General features: G+C 63.1%; 13 protein-coding genes. 10 read left to right on the forward strand and 3 right to left on the reverse strand.

The window, feature by feature from the left end; translation table 11 throughout:
* Nucleotides 1-14 precede the first annotated feature (14 nt).
* A complete protein-coding gene (gene dppD / locus QOL81_RS19395; RefSeq protein ID WP_038874024.1) occupies nt 15-995 on the forward strand; it encodes a dipeptide ABC transporter ATP-binding protein in 981 nt (326 codons plus the stop codon).
* Nucleotides 992-1,981 (forward strand): dipeptide ABC transporter ATP-binding subunit DppF, encoded by a 990-nt coding sequence (dppF, locus tag QOL81_RS19400; protein ID WP_060424251.1) that lies wholly within the window; start codon nt 992-994, stop codon nt 1,979-1,981. Before dppD ends, dppF begins: the two co-directional genes overlap by 4 nt.
* Nucleotides 1,982-2,280: 299 nt before the next feature.
* Here the strand turns inward: dppF and bcsG are convergent, their stop codons facing one another.
* From bcsG to bcsE, 3 genes are read right to left on the reverse strand one after another with little or no spacing between them, the layout of a single operon-like run.
* On the reverse strand, nt 2,281-3,936 hold the full coding sequence (gene bcsG / locus QOL81_RS19405) for a cellulose biosynthesis protein BcsG (RefSeq protein ID WP_070915629.1): 1,656 nt from the start codon (nt 3,934-3,936) through the stop codon (nt 2,281-2,283).
* Nucleotides 3,933-4,136: a cellulose biosynthesis protein BcsF gene (gene bcsF, locus QOL81_RS19410; protein ID WP_004934139.1), complete on the reverse strand. Its 204-nt coding sequence runs from the start codon at nt 4,134-4,136 to the stop codon at nt 3,933-3,935. The genes bcsG and bcsF overlap by 4 nt, the downstream gene beginning before the upstream one ends.
* On the reverse strand, nt 4,123-5,691 hold the full coding sequence (bcsE, locus tag QOL81_RS19415; RefSeq protein ID WP_060424247.1) for a cellulose biosynthesis protein BcsE: 1,569 nt from the start codon (nt 5,689-5,691) through the stop codon (nt 4,123-4,125). The genes bcsF and bcsE overlap by 14 nt, the downstream gene beginning before the upstream one ends.
* A gap of 189 nt (nt 5,692-5,880) precedes the next feature.
* Here bcsE and bcsR point away from each other — a divergent pair, with 189 nt between their 5' ends.
* The 8 genes from bcsR to QOL81_RS19455 all read left to right on the forward strand — a co-directional run bounded on the left by bcsR (nt 5,881) and on the right by QOL81_RS19455 (nt 20,153).
* Complete coding sequence (gene bcsR, locus QOL81_RS19420) at nt 5,881-6,072, forward strand: cellulose biosynthesis protein BcsR (RefSeq protein ID WP_033649881.1); 192 nt, start codon at nt 5,881-5,883, stop codon at nt 6,070-6,072.
* A gap of 3 nt (nt 6,073-6,075) precedes the next feature.
* A complete protein-coding gene (gene bcsQ, locus QOL81_RS19425; protein ID WP_060424245.1) occupies nt 6,076-6,816 on the forward strand; it encodes a cellulose biosynthesis protein BcsQ in 741 nt (246 codons plus the stop codon).
* Nucleotides 6,813-9,416: a UDP-forming cellulose synthase catalytic subunit gene (gene bcsA, locus QOL81_RS19430; protein ID WP_060424243.1), complete on the forward strand. Its 2,604-nt coding sequence runs from the start codon at nt 6,813-6,815 to the stop codon at nt 9,414-9,416. The genes bcsQ and bcsA overlap by 4 nt, the downstream gene beginning before the upstream one ends.
* Before the next feature lie 62 nt (nt 9,417-9,478).
* Nucleotides 9,479-11,785 (forward strand): cellulose biosynthesis cyclic di-GMP-binding regulatory protein BcsB, encoded by a 2,307-nt coding sequence (bcsB, locus tag QOL81_RS19435; RefSeq protein WP_070915633.1) that lies wholly within the window; start codon nt 9,479-9,481, stop codon nt 11,783-11,785.
* A 5-nt stretch (nt 11,786-11,790) separates the two neighbouring features.
* Nucleotides 11,791-12,903, forward strand: coding sequence for a cellulose synthase complex periplasmic endoglucanase BcsZ (gene bcsZ / locus QOL81_RS19440; protein WP_080480352.1), 1,113 nt, complete (start codon nt 11,791-11,793; stop codon nt 12,901-12,903).
* Nucleotides 12,885-16,358 carry a cellulose synthase complex outer membrane protein BcsC gene (bcsC, locus tag QOL81_RS19445; RefSeq protein WP_197757488.1) on the forward strand — a complete coding sequence of 1,158 codons (3,474 nt, stop codon included), beginning with the start codon at nt 12,885-12,887 and terminating at the stop codon, nt 16,356-16,358. The genes bcsZ and bcsC overlap by 19 nt, the downstream gene beginning before the upstream one ends.
* Nucleotides 16,359-16,586: 228 nt before the next feature.
* Nucleotides 16,587-18,593 (forward strand): biofilm formation regulator HmsP, encoded by a 2,007-nt coding sequence (hmsP, locus tag QOL81_RS19450; protein WP_060424237.1) that lies wholly within the window; start codon nt 16,587-16,589, stop codon nt 18,591-18,593.
* A gap of 273 nt (nt 18,594-18,866) precedes the next feature.
* Nucleotides 18,867-20,153: a dicarboxylate/amino acid:cation symporter gene (locus QOL81_RS19455; protein ID WP_038874048.1), complete on the forward strand. Its 1,287-nt coding sequence runs from the start codon at nt 18,867-18,869 to the stop codon at nt 20,151-20,153.
* Nucleotides 20,154-20,203 lie beyond the last annotated feature (50 nt).

The raw sequence follows: 20,203 nt of genomic DNA on the forward strand, positions 1-20,203 counted from the left end.
AGAGGACGAGAGAGATGGCGTTATTGAATGTAGACAAGCTTTCGGTGCACTTCGGTGACGAAGGCACCCCGTTCCGCGCGGTAGACCGCATCAGTTACAGCGTGGAGCAAGGCCAGGTGGTCGGCATCGTCGGTGAATCCGGCTCCGGCAAATCCGTCAGCTCGCTGGCGATCATGGGCCTGATCGATTTCCCCGGCAAGGTGATGGCCGACAAGCTGGAGTTCAACGGCCAGGATCTGCGCAAGATCTCCGAAAAAGAGCGCCGCCAGCTGGTGGGTTCTGAAGTAGCGATGATCTTCCAGGATCCGATGACCAGCCTGAACCCGTGCTATACCGTCGGTTACCAGATCATGGAGGCGCTGAAGGTGCATCAGGGCGGCAACCGCCGCACTCGCCGCCAGCGCGCTATCGATCTGCTGACCCAGGTGGGCATTCCCGATCCGGCCTCGCGGCTGGACGTGTACCCGCACCAGCTTTCCGGCGGCATGAGCCAGCGCGTGATGATCGCCATGGCCATCGCCTGTCGGCCGAAGCTGCTGATCGCCGATGAGCCGACGACCGCGCTCGACGTGACCATCCAGGCGCAGATCATCGAACTGCTGCTGGACCTGCAGCAGCGCGAAAACATGGCGCTGGTGCTGATCACCCACGATCTGGCTCTGGTGGCCGAAGCCGCGCACCACATCATCGTGATGTATGCCGGCCAGGTGGTGGAATCCGGCAAGGCGGCGGAGATTTTCCGCGCGCCGCGCCATCCTTATACCCAGGCGCTGCTGCGCGCGCTGCCGGAGTTCGCCGCCGACAAGGCGCGCCTGGCTTCGCTGCCGGGCGTGGTGCCGGGTAAATACGATCGCCCGACCGGTTGCCTGCTCAACCCGCGTTGTCCCTATGCCAACGAGCGCTGCCGTAACGAGGAGCCGGAACTGCGCAGCATTCCCGGCCGTCAGGTTAAATGTCACACACCGCTGGATGATGCGGGGAGGCCGACCGTATGAGCCAGAATCAACCTTTACTGCAGGCGATCGACCTGAAGAAGCATTACCCGGTGAAAAAGGGCCTGTTCGCGCCGGAGCGGCTGGTCAAGGCGCTGGACGGCGTCTCCTTCACCCTGGAGCGCGGCAAAACGCTGGCGGTGGTCGGCGAGTCGGGCTGCGGCAAATCGACGCTCGGCCGCCTGCTGACGATGATCGAAGTGCCGACCGGCGGCGAGCTGTACTATCAGGGGCAGGATTTGCTGAAGCCGGACGTCTCGGCCGAGAAACTGCGCCGCCAGAAGATCCAAATCGTGTTCCAGAATCCTTACGGATCGCTCAACCCGCGCAAGAAGGTCGGGCAGATCCTCGAGGAACCGCTGTTGATCAATACCCCGCTCAGCGCCGCCGAACGGCGGGAAAAAGCGCTGGAGATGATGGCGAAGGTCGGCCTGAAGACCGAGCATTACGACCGCTACCCGCACATGTTTTCCGGCGGTCAGCGCCAGCGTATCGCCATCGCCCGCGGGCTGATGCTGAACCCGGACGTGGTGATCGCCGATGAACCGGTGTCGGCGCTGGACGTGTCGGTGCGCGCTCAGGTGCTGAACCTGATGATGGATCTGCAGCAGGAGCTGGGGCTGTCCTATGTGTTCATCTCGCACGATCTGTCGGTGGTGGAACACATCGCCGACGAGGTGATGGTGATGTACCTCGGCCGCTGCGTGGAAAAGGGCAGCAAAGAGGCGATCTTCAACAATCCGCGCCATCCTTATACCCAGGCGCTGCTGTCGGCGACGCCGCGGTTGAACCCGGATATGCGCCGCGAGCGCATCAAGCTGACCGGCGAACTGCCCAGCCCGATGAACCCGCCGCCGGGCTGCGCGTTCAACGCCCGCTGCCGCCGCGCCTTCGGCACCTGCGTGCAGCTGCAGCCGCAGCTGAAACAGTACGGTGAGCAGATGGTGGCCTGCTTTGCGGTCGATCAGGACGAGCATCCGGGGACGTAAAGCGTCGGATTTTCCTGCTTAAACCAAACGCCGGCACTGCGCCGGCGTTTTTTATTATTCAATCAATGTGTTAGTCAGTAAACGATCGCGACAACCCGTTTTTTAAATTCTGCCCTTAACGCTATTCTGACAAATCGTTATTTTTTTAAGAATCTTCGTATGGAAATAATAATCGAATAATATAATTCAACGATTTGTTGTTAATAACATTCTTTCGGTCGAGCGGTTTCACTGTTTTTATTATAAAAACCCAATAAAAAAGCACGCCGGCGGCGTGCTTTGGGGGGATGAGGCCGCGCTTATTGTGGGTAAGGCACCCAGTCACCGCCGTTCAGGCGAATGTAGGGCTTGCCCTGATACTGCATCACAATGGCGTTGTCGTTTTCGGAGATGACCGGGGTCTGCGGCAGCCCCTGGGTCAATGCCTGCCAATCGACGCTGGACTCGCTGAAGACCTTGCCGTCCACCAGGCGCGACACCAGTTCAGACAGCGCCAGATAGCTGCTCGGCGTTTTGATCTGCAGCGGGCTGCCCTGATGCGGCGCCTTCATCCCAATCAGTTTGATGCCGACCGGCGTATGGGTGATGTTCGGGCTGGGAATATCGCGCAGGCCGGACATCTGCATCTTGTCGCCCACCAACGCCGCGCCGTGCTCCGGCACGATCACCACCACCACTTTGCGGCCGGATTTCTCCAGCTGGTCAAGGAAGGTGTTCAGCTGATCGAACAGTTTCTGCGCGCGCGGTTGATAGTCGGCGCTCTTGCTGGAGCCGACGAAGCGGTTGCCGTCGTGCAGCGGAATGATGTTGAAGAAGGTGGCGGTGCGGCCGTCACCGCCTTTTTGCTGTTGATCCAGCCAGCGGGTCAGCAATTCGAGATCGTTATAAATCGGCTCGCCGTCGAACGAGGTCAGCTCGTTGCCGATGCCGGCCTGTGACATCAGCGGTGCCTGCATGTCGCCCTGTTCACGCAGTTCTTTCAGGAAGTTGCCGAATACCCCGGAGTGATCGAGCATCAGCTGTTCCTTGAAGCCGAGCTTTGCCAGGTTATCGAACAGGTAACACTGCTGGTTCACCGGTTGATACAGGTCGTGATGCGAAAGCTGGCCGCAGCTGGCGCGCAGCAGGCGGATGGCCGCCGGGCCGCTGTAGGCGGTGGCCGAGTTGAAGCTGTCGAACATGATGTCCATCTTCGACCACAGCGGGTGATTCTGCAGGTTGACCGCCTCCATATCGGCCCAGGCCAGCGAACAGATGTTGATCACCAGCAGATCGAACGGCTGGGCGTCGGCGGGCAAGGTGGCCGGGAACGCGGTGACGCGGCCTTTTTCCCGCTCGTAGAACTGATTCAGGTAGGCCGTCAGATTGGCGCTGGTCGGCGGCAGGCTGTCTGCCGGGGCAGCATCCCCCGCCGCTGGCACCGACGTGGCCGGCGTATTGGCGCCCCCGGCCGAGGCCGTGGAGGTGGCGGGCAGCAGTGAGACCGCCGGCCCGGCGATGTTGACGATATTGAGCCACACCAGCGCCGCCACGGTGAACACCGTGACGCGCACCCACTGCGCGACGAACAGATAGGCGATAAGCAGCACGAAGGCCGCGCCGACCATCTGCCAGTTGATAAAGCGGTTGATCAGCTCCAGCAGATACTGGGCGCTGAAGCCGGCCAGCTGCGAGCCCTGGCTGAGAATGCTGTTGATGCCCGGCAGCCAGGTGTCGTGGTAGAACAGCGCGATGCCAATCGGAATAGCGAGGTAATGGCGCCAACGGTGCAGGCGCGGCGATGGGATCGGCATCAGCAGAAATGCCATGAACACCAGGTTCGGCAGCGCGTGGAAATTCAGGTAGCCGAACCACAGCAGGGCGAATTTGGCCAGAAAGTAGAGGTTCCAGCCGCCCAGCCCGCGCCAGTAGCGCCACAGAGCGTTATCGGATTGCGTCTTCGAGTTTGGATTCATGGCTGCTTCTTACGTTTAATCTGAGATGAGGAGCCTGTGCGCACCCACAAACCGGCGGATTTCAAATAGCGCGGCGATAACAACAGGTTTTGCCAGTATTGACGCAAATGCGGAAAACGCCGGTGAAAGGCGTAGCCCAGCGGAATGAAGATCAGCGCGCACAGCAGGATCAGTTGCACGATGTCGTTAAGGTTCAGCATGCGGTTCCTCCTGCGGGCCGAGCGGCAGCGTGAAGGCGACCGGCTGCCGCCGTTCTGTGGGCACCTCGGCCGCTTTCACGCTGGGGCGCGGCGCGGCGCCGGCGGTGCCGGTGGCCGAAATCTGCCAGCGCCCCTGGGCCATGCGTTTGATTTCCGAAATGATATCGACGTCCTGGTGCCACACCACCCGGTTACTGAAGGCTTCATCCACCGGCAGGCGGAAGATGAACTTCAGCGCGGTATCCAAATCGTTGATGCGGCAGGTGGAGAGGAACAGCACCAGCCGCCCCTGCACGACGGTCATCACGTCGCCGAAGCGCCGCAGGTGGCACAGGGTCATCGCTTGTTCGGCGCGCAGGCCGGTGGCCGGTCGCAATGCCACCATCACCCCTTTGCCGTCCTCGGGCAGCAGCGTGTTGCCCATCAGCGACAGCACCGCCTGGCTGAACGGTTCCGGCCGCATATAGCCTTTGAGCTGCAGCGGGCGCAAGCCGGCCAGCAGCGCATCGATGTCGGCGGGGACATGGCGCGAGAAGCGCTGCCCCTGAATGCCTTCGAGCATGGTCAGAAAACGCGACAGCGGCGCGACGTGCGGTACGATCAGGTTGGCGCCGCAGGCCAGCAGCAGCCGCTCGTCGCTGTAGCGCAGGCTGGCGCTCATCTCGCGCACCGCGATTTTCAAGCCGTTGCCGCGGCTGCGGCGCAGGGTGTGGATTTGGTGCGCCAGGTGATCGATTTGGTCGCTTTGGTACAGCGCGAAAATCAACGTCGCCGAGAGTCTCAGCATGCCGTGCTGCGCCAGTTCGTCGTTGCTCTCCAGCAGCTGCCAGTTGGCGGACAGCGGCGGCGCGCCTTCCAGGATGCTGCGCTCGGCCAGATACAGGCCTTCGTCGCTGCGCAAGGCGGTGGGGGAGGGTTGGCTATTTTCATCCTCACCCTGCCAGCCGCCTTCCGCGGCGTACAGCGTCAGCAGCTGATTGGCATTGATGCCGTTTTCGGTGCTCCACCAGTTAACCAGATACTGCGCGCTGTCCTGCTGCCATTGCAGGCTGGACAGGCCGTTCAGGATGCGATGCTGCGCGCTGAGCTGCCCCTTGAGCTTATTGATGCCGCCGCCGTGGCTGAGGATCAACAGCGTACACCCCTGCCGCCGCAGCCAGGCGGCGAGGGTACGGGTCCACTCGCGCAGCTCTTCGGTGGTGAAGGTTTGCCACAGGCTGGCGTGGGCCAGCAGGATAAGTAAGCGATTTTGCGGCCGCAGGGCGCGCATCAGATCGTCGCTCAGCTGCGTCAGCGCGGCTTTTTTCTCCGGTAATTGATACAGCGGCAGCTTCTGCAAAGCAGGCGAAGCCAGCTCGGCCAGCAGGCGATCGGGTTTATCGCCGCTGCAGATCAGGGCGACTTTATGGGTGGCCGGCTGGGCGGCGATGACCTGGCGACACAGCAGCGCGGCGTCGCTTTGCCTGTCGATATTGATCCAATAAAGCCCGGGGGCCTGCATCACCGACAGCTCTTCCCAAATCTGCCGAATGCCTAGAGAAAAAGAGTGCGCCATAGGATGTGTTCTACTTTCGTTGAAAGCCGACTAAAGGCGTTTATATTTAAAGATAGCCATTTTTACTCTGGCAATAACAAATCTCCGACGCTCTGCAACAATATTTGTTGAGAATCATCTTATTGCCTCTCTCTTTTTGTATCGTTGCTATAGTTAATTAACATAGCCTATTTTCGCCAAGGCGGAAGAATGAATAACGCACCCACCCATTTTCGTGCAGCGGCACCTGGGGAGAGCCAGGATGACCTGCAGGCGCTCAGCCAGGCTTTTTCATTGCCGAAATTAAGCTATGTCGATATTTCGCGGCAGGAGCGGTTAACGCAAATGATGACGCGCTGGCCGCTGTTGGCCGAATTGGCGCAGACCACGGGGAGCCACTGATCTATGCCGGTGATCGCGCTGCAAGGGTTGCGGGGTGGAATGGGGACGACGTCGGTCACGGCGGCGCTCGCCTGGGCGTTGCAGCAGCTGGGCGAGTCGGTGTTGGCGATCGATTTCACGCCGGACAATCTGCTGCGCCTGCATTTCAACACGCCGTTCGAGCTGGCGCGCGGCTGGGCCCGCGCGGAGCGGGACGGCGGGCGCTGGCAGGAAGGGGCGCTGCGTTACTGTGAAAACCTCAACTTTCTGCCCTTTGGCCGCCTGAATGCAGCGGAACGGCTGGAAGTGCAGCGCCAGTGTCAGCAACAGCCGGAACGCTGGCGCGACAATGTGCGCCAGCTGATCGCCGGCGATCCGCTGCGCTGGATCCTGCTGGATGTTCCGGTCGGGGACGGCGTGCTGGCGCAGCAGGCGCTGCAGCTTGCCGACAGCGTGTTCGTGCTGTTGAACCCCGACGCCAACTGCCAGGTACGGCTCCATCAGCAGACGCTGCCGAACGACTGCCGTTTCTTGGTCAATCACTACTCCTCCGCCAGCCAGCTGCAGCAGGATCTGCATCAGCTGTGGCTGCAAACGCTGAGCGGCCTGTTGCCGGTGGTGATCCATCGCGACGAAGCGTTGGCGGAAGCGCTGGCGGTCAAGCAGCCGTTGGGCGAGTACCGCCCCGAGAGTCTGGCGGCGGATGAAGTGCTGACGCTGGCCAACTGGTGCCTGATCAACCTCAAGCGGGGCGTTGCGCCATGAGCCGGGTGCTGAGCCTGCTGCTGGTGCCGCCGGTGCGTCAGGCGGTGCAGACGCGCTACCGCGGCTATCGGCGCAACGGCGCGTCGGCGCTAACCGCCTTTTTCGCCACGCTGCTGGTGGCGTTGGGCTGGCTGCTGCTGCGCTTCGAATCGCCGGCCTGGCAGCGCGTGCGCGCCGGCCGCGCTTATTGGTTCCCGCATCTCTCCGCCGACCGCCCGCGCCCGGCGGATGCGCTGCGTTATCTGCTGCAGGGGCTGTGGCTGCTGCTGTTTCGCAGCGGCCGCGCGCCGGTGCAGCGCGACTATTTCGCCGGTTGGCGCCGCCTGCAGCAGCGCTATGCCGACTGGCTGCAGGGCCTGCCGCAACGGCTGAAGAACGCCGGCGTGGAGCAGCGTTCGGTGGAGCGCCTCGGCCGCATGAGCCGCGGCATGCGGCGCGCGCTGTTTATTCTGGTCAGCGTGCTGGCGGCGATCCTCGCCATGCTGTGCATCTCGCAACCGTTCGATCTGCCGGCGCAGTTCGTGTTCGTTCTGCTGCTGTGGGGGATCGCGATGGTGGTGCGCCGGGTGCCGGGGCGCCTGCCGGGGTTGATGCTGATCGTGCTGTCGCTGACCGTATCCTGTCGCTACCTGTGGTGGCGCTATACCGCCACGCTGAACTGGGACGATCCGCTCAGCCTGGTGTGCGGCCTGTTGCTGCTGGTGGCGGAAACCTACGCCTGGGTGGTGCTGGTGCTGGGCTATTTCCAGACCGTCTGGCCGCTTAACCGGCAGCCGGTGCCGTTGCCCGCCGATAGCGCCACCTGGCCGACTATCGATCTGATGGTGCCGACTTACAACGAAGATCTCGGGGTGGTGAAGCCCACCATCTACGCGGCGCTGGGCATCGACTGGCCGAAAGAGAAGGTGAACATCTATATCCTCGATGACGGCAACCGTCCCGAATTCCGGGCGTTCGCTGACGAAGTGGGGGTGAAATACATCGCCAGGCCAACCCACGAACACGCCAAGGCCGGCAACATCAACAATGCGCTGAAGCAGGCCACCGGCGAGTTCGTGGCGATTTTCGACTGCGACCACGTGCCGACGCGCTCCTTCCTGCAGCTGACCATGGGCTGGTTCTTCAAAGACAAAAAGCTGGCGATGCTGCAAACCCCGCACCACTTCTTCTCGCCGGATCCGTTCGAGCGCAACCTCGGCCGCTTCCGCCAAACGCCCAATGAGGGCACCTTGTTCTACGGGCTGGTGCAGGACGGCAACGACATGTGGGACGCCACCTTCTTCTGCGGCTCTTGCGCCATCCTGCGCCGCAGCGCGCTGGACGAGATCGGCGGCATTGCGGTGGAAACCGTCACCGAAGACGCCCACACCTCGCTGCGCTTGCACCGGCGCGGGCACACCTCGGCCTACATCCGCATTCCGCAGGCCGCCGGGCTGGCGACCGAGAGCCTGTCGGCGCACATCGGCCAGCGCATTCGCTGGGCGCGCGGCATGGTGCAGATCTTCCGGCTGGACAACCCGCTGCTGGGCAAGGGGCTGAAACTGGCGCAGCGCCTGTGCTACGCCAACGCCATGCTGCACTTCCTGTCGGGCATTCCGCGGCTGATCTTCCTCACCGCGCCGCTGGCGTTTTTGCTGCTGCATGCCTACATCATCTTCGCACCGGCGCTGGCGATCGCGCTTTATGTGCTGCCGCACATGATCCACGCCAGCCTGACCAACTCACGTATCCAGGGGAAATACCGCCATTCGTTCTGGAGCGAAATCTATGAAACCGTGCTGGCCTGGTATATCGCGCGGCCGACGACGGTGGCGCTGTTCAATCCGCACAAGGGCAAATTCAACGTCACCGCCAAGGGCGGGCTGGTGGAGGAGGAGCACGTCGACTGGGTGATCACCCGGCCTTACATGTTCCTGGTGATCCTGAACCTGGCCGGGCTGGCGTTCGGCGTCTGGCGGTTGGCCTATGGCCCGACGGACGAGGTGATGACGGTGATCATCAGCCTGGTATGGGTGCTGTACAACATGACGATTCTCGGCGGCGCGGTGGCGGTGGCGGTGGAGGCCAAGCAAGTGCGTCAGGCGCACCGCGTGGAAATCGCCATGCCGGCGGCGATCGCGCGTGCCGACGGCCATCTGTATCCCTGCACGCTGCGCGATTACTCCGACGGCGGCGTGGGCATCGAGATGCGGGTGGAAAACGCGTTGAAAGACGGCGACAAAGCCTCGCTGCTGCTCAAGCGCGGCCAGCAGGAGTACAGCTTCCCCTGCGTGGTAACGCGCGCCTTCGGCAACAAGGTGGGGGTGCGCCTGGTCGACCTCTCCACCCGTGAACACATCGATTTCATTCAGTGCACCTTCGCCCGCGCCGATACCTGGGCGCTGTGGCAGGACGGGTTCCCTGAAGACCGGCCGATCGAAAGCCTGCGCGATGTGCTGGCGCTGGGCTTCCGGGGGTATGTGCGCATGGCGGACTACGCGCCGCCGCTGGTGCGCGGTCTGCTGGTCGGGGTCACTTCGCTGACCGCCTGGGTAGTGTCGTTTATTCCGCGCGGCGTCGGCAGGGATCCGACCTTGGGTCAACAAGAAACAGTGGGTTAGCTGCGAGTTCAACCGCCCGCTCACTCGCCCGGTGAACAGGCTCCAACATTGATGATGATACGATGACGAGAAAAATAACCTGGTTAACTGCTCTGGCCTTAGGCATCAGCACCCTGTCGCAGGCCGAAACCGCCACCGCGCCGACCGTGGCGGCCCAGCCGCCGATCGCCGCGGCGGCCGATACGGCGACCGCGCCACCGCCGGCCGCCGCGCCGCAGGATCCGAATGCGCCGGTGCGCGACGTGTCGCTGCCGTTTGCGCAGATAGCGCCGCCGCCGGGCACCTTTGTTCTGCGCGGCACCCGGCCGGACGGGCAGATCGAATTCGGCGTGCGCAGCGATGAGGTGGTCTCGCAGGCGATGCTCGATATGGAGTTTACGCCGTCGCCGGCGCTGATCCCGGTGGAGTCGCACGTCAAGGTCTACCTGAACGACGAGCTGATGGGGGTGACCACGATCGCCAAGGAGCAGCTGGGCAAGCCCAATCGCATCCAGATGGCGATCGATCCGCGCTATATCACCGATTTTAACCGCGTCCGGCTGGTGTTCGTCGGCCATTATCAGAACATCTGCGAAAACCCGGCCAGCACCTCGCTGTGGCTTGACGTCAGTAAATCGAGCGCGTTGAAGCTGCGTTTCCAGACGCTGCCGGTGAAAAACGAGCTGTCGCACTTCCCTGAGCCGTTCTTCGACAGTCGCGATAATCGGCCGCTGACGCTGCCGATGGTGTTCGCCGGCCAGCCTGATCTCGCCCAGCAGCGCGCGGCGGGCATTCTGGCGTCCTGGTTCGGCAGCAAGGCGCAGTGGCGCGGGCAATCCTTCCCGGCGCTGTACAACGCGCTGCCGACGCAGCACGCGGTGGTGTTCGCCACTAACCAGCAGCGCCCGGATTTCCTGCGCGATTATCCGGCGGTCAACGGCCCGACGGTGGAGATGATCAGCCACCCCGATAACCCGTACGTTAAACTGCTGCTGATTCAGGGGCGCGACGACAACGATTTGATCACCGCGGTGAAGGGCATCGCGCAGGGCAACATCCTGTTCCGCGGCCAGAACGTGACGGTGGACAAGGTGGAACAGCTCGCGCCGCGCCAGCCTTACGACGCGCCGAACTGGGTGCGCACCGATCGGCCGATGACCTTCGCCGAGCTGCAGCAATACGCCGAGCAGCTGCAAACCAGCGGCATCGAACCCGGCCCGATCTCGCTGACCATGAACCTGCCGCCGGATCTGTTCCTGATCCGCAGCACCGGCATCGACATGCACCTGAAATACCGTTATACCGCGCCGCGCATTCAGGACGGTTCGCGGCTGAGCGTCAGTCTGAACAACCAGTTCGTGCAGGCTTACTCGCTGGTGCCGGAACACGAACAGGGCGCACAGCTGCTGCGCCTGCCGTTGACGCAGGGGCTGCTCGATTCCGACAAAAACGTCAGCATTCCGGCGCTGCGGCTCGGGGCCACCAACCAGCTGCGCTTTGACTTCGATTACACCACGCTGCTGGCCAGCGGCGCGGAAGGGCGCTGCGAAACCTACTCCTTCACGCAAAACCACGCGGTGATCGACGGTGCGTCCACCATCGATTTCTCCGGCTACCGCCACTTTATGGCGATGCCGGACCTGCGCGCCTTCGCCAACGCCGGCTTCCCGTTCAGCCGTCTGGCGGATCTGTCGCAAACGCTGGTGTTGGTGAACCAGAAACCGCAGCCGGCGCAGGTCAGCGCGCTGCTGAACGCGCTGGGGGTGATCGGCGCGCAAACCGGCTACCCTGCGCTGGCCTTCACGCTCAGCGACGACTGGTCGCAGGCCAAGGATCGCGACGACGATATCCTGATGGTCGGCACCATCCCGCCGGAGCTGCGCGACGACAAGAAAATCAGCCTGCTGGTGGACGCGACCCAAAGCTGGGTGAAACAGCCGACGCGGCAGCCGCCGCTGCCCAGCGCGGAAGTGCTGGCGGAAGATACCAAACCGGACAGCAAGACCAGCGTCAGCTCCGAGGGGGCGATGTCGGCGATCATCGGCGTGCAGTCGCCGTTCAACGACCAGCGCAGCATCGTGGCGCTGCTGGCGGACAGCCCGCGCGGCTATGAGCTGCTGAACGATGCCCTGCTGGACAGCGGCAAGCGCGCCGCGGTGTTCGGCTCGGTGGCGGTGATCCGCGAATCGGGGGTCAATAGCCTGCGCGTCGGCGATATTTACTATGTCGGCCACCTGCCCTGGTGGGAGCGGCTGTGGTATGCCCTCTCCACCCATCCGGTGCTGCTGGCGGTGATCGCGGTAGTGCTGGTGGTGATCCTGGGGCTGATGCTGTGGCGCGGCCTGAAGGCCTTCAGCCGGCGTCGTCTGGCGCCTGAAGATCGGGATTGACGGCGGTGAGCGCGATGCTGCAACGCCTGTCGCTCGGCATGCTGCTGCTGTGCGCGTTCAGCGCGGCGGCGGCCTGCGAGTGGCCGGGCTGGCAACAGTACAAGCAGTACTACATCAGCCCGCAGGGGCGGGTGATCGATCCGAGCAGCCCGAACAAAATCACCACCTCCGAGGGACAGAGTTACGGCCTGTTCTTCGCCCTGGTGGCCAACGACCGGCCGACCTTCGATCGGCTGCTGGCCTGGACGGAGAACAACCTGGCGGCGGGCGATCTCAGCGCCCGTTTGCCCGCCTGGCTGTGGGGCGAGAGCGACGACAAGCAGTGGAAGGTGCTGGACGCCAACTCGGCGTCGGATGCCGATCTGTGGATAGCTTACAACCTGCTCGAAGCCGGCCGCCTGTGGAAAAGCCGGCGTTATCAAACCCTAGGGACGCTGCTGCTGCAACGCATCGGCCGTGAGGAAGTGGCCGACATTCCCGGCCTGGGCCTGATGCTGTTGCCGGGCAAAGTCGGGTTCGTGGCGGAAGATCGCTGGCGGCTGAACCCCAGCTACCTGCCGCCGCAGCTACTGGCGCGTTTTGCGGCGCTGAACGGCCCGTGGCGCGCGATGCGCCAGGTCAATCAGCGGCTGTGGCTGGACACCGCGCCGCACGGCTTCTCGCCGGACTGGGTGGTGTGGCGGATCGGTGCCGGCTGGCAGCCGGATACCGTCAAGCCGAACGTCGGCAGCTACGACGCCATTCGGGTTTATCTGTGGGCCGGCATGCTGGCGGACGACGATGAGCACAAGGCGGCGCTACTCGAACGCTTCCAGCCGATGGCGCAGCTCACCGCCAAACAGGGCGTGCCGCCGGAAAAAACCGATACCGCCAGCGGCAAAACCACCGGCACCGGCCCGGTCGGCTTTTCTGCCTCGATGCTGCCGATGTTGGCGACGCAGGCCGAGGCGCTGACGACACAGCGGCAACGCATCAGCGAACATCCGCCGGGTGACGACGCCTATTTCAGCGCCTCGCTGACGCTGTTCGGTCAGGGATGGGATCAACAACGTTATCGCTTTAATCGTCAGGGTGAATTGCAACCCTCGTGGGACGGCCAATGCACAACTTCAAAATAAACTGGCTGAATTTGATTCCGCTGAGCCTGGCGATGTTGCCACAGGCACGCGCCGCGGAGGCCGTGGCCCCGGAGCAGTGGCTGCTGGAGCAGGTGCGTATTGGCGAGGCCGGCAACAAGGACGATCTGGTGCGCCAGTCGCTGTACCGGCTCGAGCTGATGGATCCGAACAACCCGGACGTGATCGCCGCGCGCATGCGTTTGGCGCTGCGGCAGGGCAACATGGCGCTGGCGCAGCAGCAGTTGGACAAGCTGAAAACCCTCGCGCCGCAGTCCAGCGCCTATCGCCAGGCGCAAATGAACATGCTGCTGACGCAGCCGGAAACCCGGCAAAAGCTGCAGCAGGCCCGCCTGATGGCGACTGCCGGCCGGTTGCCGGAGGCCAAGGCGCAGTACGATGCGCTGTTCCACGGCGAGCCGCCGACGCTCGATCTGGCGGTGGAATATTGGCGGCTGGTGGCGCGTTTGCCGGGGCAGGAGGCGAAGGCGTTGAAGCAGCTGCAGGCGCTGGATCAGCAATATTCCGGCAACGTGGCGCTGCGTATGTCGCTGGCGCGCATGCTGTTCAGTCAGAACCAGGACGCGCAGGCCTATGAGCTGCTGCAGAAGATCGCCGCCGATCCGGCCGGGCGCGGCGATGCCGCCGATCTGTGGCTGGACAAGGTCAAAGCGATGCCGGTCAGCGCGCAAAGTGTGGCGGCGCTCAACCGCTTCCTCGGCGTGTTCGACACCGGCGATCAGGCGACCAGCGCCCGCGAAGAGCTGGCCAGACAGCAGAAACTGTTGGCCGATCCGGCGTATCAGGCACGGGTACGCGGCCTGGCACAGGTGGATAAAGGCGGCAGCCGGGCGGCCATTCCGGCGTTGCAAAAGGCGTTGGCGGCGGCGCCGAACGACGCCGAGGTGCTGGGCGCGCTCGGCCAGGCCTATTCGCGCGCCGGCAACCGCCCGCAGGCGCTGAAACTGTTCCGCCAGGCGCTGGCCGCCGACAAGAACGGCTACGACAGCGGCAAGTGGCAAAGCCTGATCAAGAGCACCGGCTACTGGCTGGCGATCGACGAAGGCGACAAGGCGCTGAAGGCCGGCAATCTCGCGCTGGCCAGGCAGAAATACCAGCAGGCGCGCCAGCTCGACGACAGCGACGGCGATGCGTTTATCGGCCTGGGCGATGTGGCGGTGGCGAGCAAGGATGACGCCGCGGCGGAAGGATTTTATCAGCAGGCGCTGCGGCGCGACCCCGGCAACGGCAGCGCGCTGCGCGGCCTGGTGAATCTCTATCAACGGCAGTCGCCGGAAAAAGCGCTGGCCTACCTCAACGGCCTGCCGCGCAGCCAACAGGCCAAGCTGCGTAGCACCCTCGACGGGCTGCGGCTCGATATGTTGAAACAGCAGGCGGAGGCGCTGGCGGCGCAGCAGCAGTGGCAGCAGGCGGCGGAAATCTATCGCCGCGCTCAGCCGATGGATCCCGACGATGTTTGGCTGACCTATCGCTACGCGCAGGCGCTGCGTCAGGCCGGGCAGCCGCAGCAGGCGGACGCTCTGTTCCGGCAGCTGGCGCAGCGTCAGCGCGTCAATCCGCAGTTGGCCTATGCCTATGCGCTCTACCTTTCCGGCAGCGATCGCGACGACCAGGCGCTGGCGCAGCTCAATACGCTGCCTGTGGCGCAGTGGAACGATAACATGCGCGAACTGGCGCAGCGGCTGAAAATGCAGGCGGTGATCGCACAGGCCGAACGGCTGCGGGCGGCCGGCGACGAACCGGCGGCGGAAGCCTATCTGCGCCGGCAGCCGGCGGACACCCGCATCGATTTACTGCTGGCCGACTGGGCGCTGGCGCGCGGGGAGTATGCGGCGGCGCTGGAGGATTATCAGCGGGTGAAACGGCGCGAACCGAACAACCCGGATGCGCAACTGGGCGAGATCGAAGCCTATGTCGCGCAAGGGGATTTGGACGCGGCGCGCCAGCGGCTGAAAACCGAACCGCAGCCGCAAGACGCTTCGCTCAACAGCCAACGGCGGGTGGCCAACGCCTGGAGTGCGGTCGGCGATCCGCAGCAGGCCGACGCGCTCTTCAACCGGCTGAAAACGGCGGCGGCCTCGGAGCCCGTGGGGCAGGCCAAGGCGCTGATCTACCGCGACGCCGCCCGTCTGGAACAGGCGCAGCGGCAGCCGGAGCGGGCGCAGCAGGATTACCGCCAGGCGATGGTGGCCGGCGGCATCACGCCGACGCTGCCGCAGGACAATGACAGCTACACCTATTTGACGCGCAATAACCCGAGCGACGACTGGCTGAAACGCGGCATCCGTTCCGACGCCGCGGATCTGTATCGGCAGCAAGACGTGAACGTCACGCTCGATCACGATTACTGGCGCTCGAGCGGCACCGGCGGCATTTCCGACTTCAACGCGCACGACACCATGCTGCAGGTGGACATGCCGCTGTATGACGGGCGCGCCTTCTTGCGCACCGACACCGTGCAGCTGGACGCCGGCCGCTTCTCGACCGACGGCAGCGGCAAGTACTACGAGACCTTCGGCACCTGCAATACGCAAGGGTGCCGCGGCGATGAACACCAGAAAACCACCGGCACCAGCGTGGCGGCCGGCTGGAAAAACGACCGCTGGGCCGCCGACATCGGCACGACGCCGATGGGCTTTGAGGTGGTCGACTGGACCGGCGGCCTGGCCTACAGCGGCGACTGGAACCACATCGGTTGGACGCTGGCGGCCTCGCGGCGGCCGATCTCCAGCTCGCTGCTGGCGTTCGGCGGTGCCAAAGATCCGAACACCGGCACCACCTGGGGCGGCGTGCGCGCCACCGGCGTCAGCCTGAGCGCGAGCTACGATCGCGGCGAGGCGAACGGCGTGTGGGCCGATCTCAGCGCGCACCAGATTACCGGCAAGAACGTGGCGGACAACCAGCGGCAGCGGTTGATGGCCGGCTACTACTACAAGCTGATCAACGAAGACAATCGCCGTCTGAGCGTCGGGCTCAATACCATGCTGTGGCACTACCAGAAGGATTTGAGCGGCTACTCGCTGGGGCAGGGCGGCTATTACAGCCCGCAGCAATATCTGTCGCTGTCGCTGCCGGTCAACTATCGCCAGCGCACCGAGAACTGGTCGTGGGAGCTGGGCGGTTCGGTTTCGATGTCCCATTCGAAAACCGACAGCCAGCGCCGCTATCCGCTGCAGGGGCTGATCCCGGATTCACTGCCCGATAAGTTCGCCGTCGAGGACGGCAGCGCCTCGAGCGGCGTCGGTTATACGCTGCGGGCGATCGTCGAACGCCGCCTCAGTTCGCACTGGACGCTCGGCGCCGGCATCGACATTCAGCAGGCGAAGGACTATACGCCGAGCCACGCGTTGATTTATCTGCGTTATTCCCTGGCCGGCTGGCAGGGAGATCTCGATTTGCCGCCGCAACCGCTGACGCCTTACGCCGACTTCAAGTAACCGGGAGGGGAAAGATTCGGAGTGTCGGACACCGGGGAGTTTTGTTACCCTGTGTCCGGGTCGCGTTTGTTCGCTTTAGGAAAAGACTGAAACCCGCGATTTTCTTGGCTTTGCCTGCGGCATAGCCAGATTAAAACAGCCGATGATCGAGTATACTCAGCCCGGTTCGAGGGGGCGGGTGAGAGTCAGCCCCCTTTTTGTTTCAGCCCGATTTCACGGAGAGCAGGTTTGCGGGTCAGGCGTTCGTTAACGATTAAGCAGATGGCGACGGTGTCCGGCGTGGCACTGGTCACGATCTGTATCTTTATCGTGATCCAGTTATTCCACTTTGTGCAGCAGCGCAGGGATGACTACGCCCAGCAACTGGAGAATATCGCTCATTCCGTGCGCCAGCCGTTGGCGGAAGCGGTGCTGCGCATGGACGTGCCGGAAGCCAAAAAGGTGCTGAATACGCTGCTGCCGGTCGGCATTTTGAGCCGGGCGGATATCGTCTTGCCGAACGAGTTTCAGGCGCTGCACGCCAATTTCCCGCCTGAGAGGCCGGTGCCGACGCTGATCGCCCGGCTGTTTGAACTGCCGATCCAAATTTCCGTACCGCTCTATTCGCTGGAGCGGGTGCCGGCCAACCAGCAGCCGCTGGCCTATCTGGTGCTGCAGGCCGACTCGTTCCGCATGTACCAGTTTATCCTCAGCATTTTGTCGACCATGCTGTCGACCTACCTGCTGCTGGCGCTGATCCTGTCGGTGGCCATCACCTGGTGCATGAACCGGCTGATGGTGCATCCGCTGCGCGCGATGGCCAAGGAGCTGGAAAACATCTCGCAGGACGAAGCGCCCTATCACCAGCTGATGCTGCCGGCGCTGCACCAGGACGACGAGCTCGGCCTGCTGGTGCGCAACTACAACCGCAATCAACAGACGCTGGCCAAGGCGCATGCCGACATGAGCCGCCTCAGCACCCGCCATCCGGTGACCGAACTGCCGAATCCGGCGTTGCTGAACGCGTTGCTGGAACAGCATATCGCTTCCAGCCTGCGCCCCGAGCGTTTTAACCTGCTGGTGATCGGCATCGAGACGCTGCATGAGGCCTCGGGCGTGATGAGCCCGGCGATGCGTGAAGCGTTGCTGTTGGCGCTGGCGAAGAAGCTGCGCGGCTGCATCGACGAAAACGGCGTGCTGGCGCAGCTGAGCAATACCGAATTCGCCATCCTGGCCAAGGGCATCGAGCGGCCGTTCCACGCCATGCAGCTGGCACGGCGCATCATGGCGGAGATCAACGCGCCGTTGACGCTGGAAGGCTTGGCGCTGCGGCCCAACGCCAGCATCGGCATCGCGCACTACCTCAATCAGGGGGAAAGTGCGGAACAGCTGCTGCGCAGCGCCACCTCGGCGATGATGTCCGCGCACCGCGAAGGAAAAAATCAGATCCTGTTCTTCGAACCCAGCCTGACGGAACGCACGCAGAAGCGGCTGACGCAGGAGAGCGAGATCTTGCACGGCATCGAACAGCGGCATTTTACGCTGTTCCTGCAGCCGCAGATCGACATGCAGTCCAACGAGGTGATCGGCGCCGAAGCGTTGCTGCGTTGGCAGCAGTATGACGGCAGCTATACCCTGCCGGCCGACGTTATCCCGCTCGCGGAAGAGCTGGGCGTGATCGTGCCCCTCGGCAACTGGGTGCTGGAAGAGTCCTGCCGTATCCTGGCGGACTGGCAGCAACGCGGCATTGAGCTGCCGCTGGCGGTCAACGTTTCCGGTATTCAGATGCAGGATGAGGCGTTCGTTCCGCATCTGAAAAACCTGCTGGCGCAGTATCGGATCGATCCGCGCAAGCTGCTGCTGGAGATCACCGAGACGGTACGCATCGACGATCTCGACCGTGCGCTGGCGCTGCTGCGTGAGCTGCACGATCTGGGATTGTCGATCGCGCTGGACGACTTCGGGATGGGCTACTCCAGCCTGGAGTACCTGAACCGCTTGAAATCCCTGCCGATTGACCTGATTAAAATCGACCGCAGTTTCATTCAGGGGCTGCCGGCCGACGATGCGATGGTGCGCATCGTCAGCTCGATCTCTGAAGTGCTGGCGTTGCCGGTGATGGCCGAAGGCGTGGAAAACGCCGAGCAGCGCGACTGGCTGCTGAAGCACGGCATTCGCAGCGGGCAAGGATTCCTGTTTGCCCGGCCGCTGCCGCGCGAAGCGTTCGAAGCCGAGTTTTGCCGCGCGGCGCCGTGAGCGTCGCGTTACCTTTCCGGTACTTTTCCCCGTCCGAAAATCGCCATTCTCTACCTACCTCTTTTGCGTTAGTGCAAACAAAGGCTTACGCAATTTTCAGCTTTGCACCCAGACTGACGCGTTTCAGCTCTTAAATTCACATCAACCCCGTGGGGCGGGTGCAACAAATTATTTCCATGTTGTTAAGTGGGTGTTATTTTCCGCGCAAGCGATGAACAGGCTGGATGTTTAGACTGCTGCCTGGTGCGTGTCTTCCCCCCATAGGACGTTCATATGAAAACAACAATCTTTAAGAGCCTCTATTTTCAGGTGCTGACGGCGATCACGCTGGGTATCCTGCTTGGCCATTTCTACCCTGACCTCGGCGCCGAGATGAAACCTCTGGGCGATGGCTTCGTCAAACTGATCAAGATGATTATCGCCCCGGTGATCTTCTGCACCGTGGTGACCGGCATCGCCGGCATGGAAAGCATGAAAGCGGTGGGCCGTACCGGCGCCATCGCGCTGCTGTATTTTGAAATCGTCAGCACCATCGCGCTGATTATCGGCCTGGTGATCGTCAACCTGGTGCAACCGGGCGCCGGCATGAACGTCGATCCCGGCACGCTGGACGCCAAAGCGGTAGCGGTCTACGCCGAGCAGGCGCAGCAGCAGGGCATCATTCCGTTCCTGCTGGATATCATTCCCGGCAGCGTGATCGGCGCGTTCGCCAGCGGCAACATTCTGCAGGTGCTGCTGTTCGCGGTGCTGTTCGGCTTCGCCCTGCATCGTCTGGGTGAGAAAGGGCAGCTGATCTTCAACGTGATCGACAGCTTCTCGCGGGTGATTTTCGGCATCATCAACATGATCATGCGCCTGGCGCCGCTGGGGGCCTTCGGCGCCATGGCGTTTACCATCGGTAAATACGGCGTCGGCACCCTGGTGCAACTCGGCCAGCTGATCGTGTGCTTCTACATTACCTGTATCCTGTTCGTGGTGGTGGTGTTGGGCAGCATCGCCCGCGCCAACGGCTTCAGCATCTTCAAATTCGTCAATTACATCAAAGAAGAACTGTTGATCGTGCTGGGGACCTCGTCGTCCGAGTCCGCGTTGCCGCGCATGCTGGATAAAATGGAGAAGCTGGGCTGCAAGAAATCGGTGGTGGGCCTGGTGATCCCGACCGGGTACTCCTTTAACCTGGACGGCACGTCTATCTACCTGACCATGGCCGCGGTGTTTATCGCGCAGGCGACCAATACCCACATGGACATCATGCATCAGGTTACTCTGCTGGTGGTGCTGCTGCTTTCCTCCAAAGGGGCGGCGGGCGTGACCGGCAGCGGCTTTATCGTGCTGGCCGCCACCATCTCCGCCGTCGGCCATCTGCCGTTGGCCGGCCTGGCGCTGATCCTCGGCATCGATCGCTTCATGTCGGAAGCCCGCGCGCTGACCAACCTGGTGGGCAACGGGGTGGCGACCGTGGTGGTGGCGAAGTGGTGCGACCAACTGGATGAGAAACAGCTGAAAGACACGCTGAACAACAAAAACGCCGGCGCGGACAAAACGCAGCCTTCCGCCTGATATTGGCGGCGAATCACCGGCCGCAGCCGCGGCCGGTGAGGGAAACCCCC

Source organism: Serratia sp. CC22-02 (assembly GCF_900182895.1).
GTDB lineage: Bacteria > Pseudomonadota > Gammaproteobacteria > Enterobacterales > Enterobacteriaceae > Serratia > Serratia nevei.

Excerpts from the sequence above, each read along its gene's own strand:
- dppD (WP_038874024.1), top strand. The coding sequence starts at position 15 with ATGGCGTTATTGAATGTAGACAAGCTTTCGGTGCACTTCGGTGACGAA.
- dppF (WP_060424251.1), top strand. The coding sequence starts at position 992 with ATGAGCCAGAATCAACCTTTACTGCAGGCGATCGACCTGAAGAAGCAT.
- bcsG (WP_070915629.1), bottom strand. The coding sequence starts at position 3,936 with ATGAATCCAAACTCGAAGACGCAATCCGATAACGCTCTGTGGCGCTAC.
- bcsF (WP_004934139.1), bottom strand. The coding sequence starts at position 4,136 with ATGCTGAACCTTAACGACATCGTGCAACTGATCCTGCTGTGCGCGCTG.
- bcsE (WP_060424247.1), bottom strand. The coding sequence starts at position 5,691 with ATGGCGCACTCTTTTTCTCTAGGCATTCGGCAGATTTGGGAAGAGCTG.
- bcsR (WP_033649881.1), top strand. The coding sequence starts at position 5,881 with ATGAATAACGCACCCACCCATTTTCGTGCAGCGGCACCTGGGGAGAGC.
- bcsQ (WP_060424245.1), top strand. The coding sequence starts at position 6,076 with ATGCCGGTGATCGCGCTGCAAGGGTTGCGGGGTGGAATGGGGACGACG.
- bcsA (WP_060424243.1), top strand. The coding sequence starts at position 6,813 with ATGAGCCGGGTGCTGAGCCTGCTGCTGGTGCCGCCGGTGCGTCAGGCG.
- bcsB (WP_070915633.1), top strand. The coding sequence starts at position 9,479 with ATGACGAGAAAAATAACCTGGTTAACTGCTCTGGCCTTAGGCATCAGC.
- bcsC (WP_197757488.1), top strand. The coding sequence starts at position 12,885 with ATGCACAACTTCAAAATAAACTGGCTGAATTTGATTCCGCTGAGCCTG.
- QOL81_RS19455 (WP_038874048.1), top strand. The coding sequence starts at position 18,867 with ATGAAAACAACAATCTTTAAGAGCCTCTATTTTCAGGTGCTGACGGCG.